Source organism: Mesorhizobium sp. M7A.F.Ca.MR.362.00.0.0, from assembly GCF_004023175.1.
In the GTDB taxonomy this organism is placed as follows: Bacteria; Pseudomonadota; Alphaproteobacteria; order Rhizobiales; family Rhizobiaceae; genus Mesorhizobium.
In genome coordinates this window covers 1-680 of record NZ_RZTF01000811.1, presented here as the reverse complement: position 1 = coordinate 680, position 680 = coordinate 1, and the positions used below count along the sequence as shown (strand labels likewise).

General features: G+C 55.7%; 1 protein-coding gene. It reads right to left on the bottom strand.

Annotated features, from left to right (window positions below; translation table 11 throughout):
• On the bottom strand, window positions 1-627 hold a 627-nt coding region (locus EOC06_RS37875), incomplete at its 3' end, for a DUF3883 domain-containing protein (RefSeq protein ID WP_206631368.1).
• Window positions 628-680: the final 53 nt, after the last annotated feature.

Genomic DNA, 680 nt, shown 5'->3' with positions numbered 1-680 from the left:
CTCTACATGAGGGGCTATGATGGTTCGTTCCACCATTACACTTGACGAAAATATCACCTGAATGAGTCGCCATTCGGACCCGAACTTTGCTGCTTTGTCGAATTCGTTGCGCGACACGAATACACGGTCTGCGGTGGCTCTTACGCACGCCTTCACCTCCAAGCGCTCGGTAGCAGAGGCCCGACGGTTCTCAATGTCGTAGCCGTACCAATCAGAGAGGAGCGCCACATGCACCGGTGAGTATCTCTCATAACGAAGGGCCGACATGATTGCGAGTTCGCCAGCATTGCCGAGCATCTTTCTGCGCTCGTCAAAGGCCGCACGTGTTAGCCGATGATGTATTTCGACGAGCAGCGGTTCCAGGTCCGGCCCAACCCAGGAAAGGGCTTCTAGGTCACTGTCGGGAATGAATTCTGGGGCCAGACGCCCGTCGACAATTGCAGCTCCAATCCACGCCGGAGGGCATCTCTGCAGCAAGAGACGGGCAATGCCCAACAGACTATGTCGATCAGCCTTGCTGTCGAAAGCGGCAAGTACGGGATTGATCGCGACGACATCGGTTATGCTAGCGAGGTTGATATCTACGAGCAGCCTCGCGGTACCTAGGACGTCAGTTGAGGCGGCCATGATGGTTGACTTCCCGCTCGCGGATATCACCCAAGAGTTGAAGTCACCTGAAG